Below are 771 nucleotides of genomic sequence, written 5' to 3'. Positions count from 1 at the left end.
GATGGTCCCAAGAGGTCTACGACCGTTACATGCACTATCTGACGGGGTGCGAGAACTTCTTCCGCAAGGGCATCAGCAATGTGGGGCAATTCACGATGGTGAAGTAGGCCAAAAGCGAGCCGGTTACTTCTCCAGCGTGAATTGATTGACGTCGGTGTAGCCGTCGCGGAACAGCTTCGCGCAACCGGTGAGGTACTTCATGTAACGGTCGTAAACCTCTTGGGACTGAACGGCCAGGGCCTGCTCGCGATTCGCCTCGAGGGCCTCGGCCCACAGGTCCAGTGTCCTGGCGTAGTGCAGCTGCAGCGATTGAACGCGGGTCAACTCGAAGCCCACCGTGACCCCGTACTCGCCAACGGTCTGGGGCGTCGGCAGCCAGCCGCCGGGGAAGATCTCGGACAGGATGAATTGCGAAAACTGCACGATCTCACGGGTCAGCGTCATGCCCTTGGCCCGGGCCTCCTTGAACGACGGCCGAACGATGGTGTGCAAAAGCATCCGGCCGTCATCGGGAAGAATCTCGTAGGCGCGTTCGAAAAATGCGGAATAGCGCTCCATCTTGAATGCCTCGAAGGCGCCGATGGAGACGATCCGGTCGACCTTGTCTTCGAACTCTTCCCAGCCCTGCAGGCGCACCTCGATGTTGCGGTCCGTCGGCAATCCGGCGAGCTTCTTCTTGCTGTACTCGAACTGGTTGCGGCTCAGGGTAATTCCGATGACGTTGACGTCGTACTTCTCGACAGCGCGCTTCAGGGCACCGCCCCAGCCGCA

Annotated in this window: 1 protein-coding gene and 1 pseudogene; one reads left to right on the top strand and one right to left on the bottom strand. The window is 59.9% G+C overall.

What is annotated here, in order from left to right:
• Positions 1–107: pseudogene (locus A5708_RS26975) on the top strand (class I SAM-dependent methyltransferase); the annotation flags it as partial.
• 16 nt (positions 108–123) lie between these two features.
• On the opposite strand, the gene A5708_RS20730 reads toward A5708_RS26975, so the two are convergent.
• Positions 124–771 (bottom strand): class I SAM-dependent methyltransferase (locus A5708_RS20730; protein WP_065030424.1); only part of this gene is annotated, 648 nt, incomplete at its 5' end.

The organism is Mycobacterium colombiense (assembly GCF_001672755.1).
GTDB classification, from domain to species: Bacteria; Actinomycetota; Actinomycetes; order Mycobacteriales; family Mycobacteriaceae; genus Mycobacterium; species Mycobacterium colombiense_C.
This window is presented reverse-complemented; position numbering and strand designations above follow the sequence as displayed.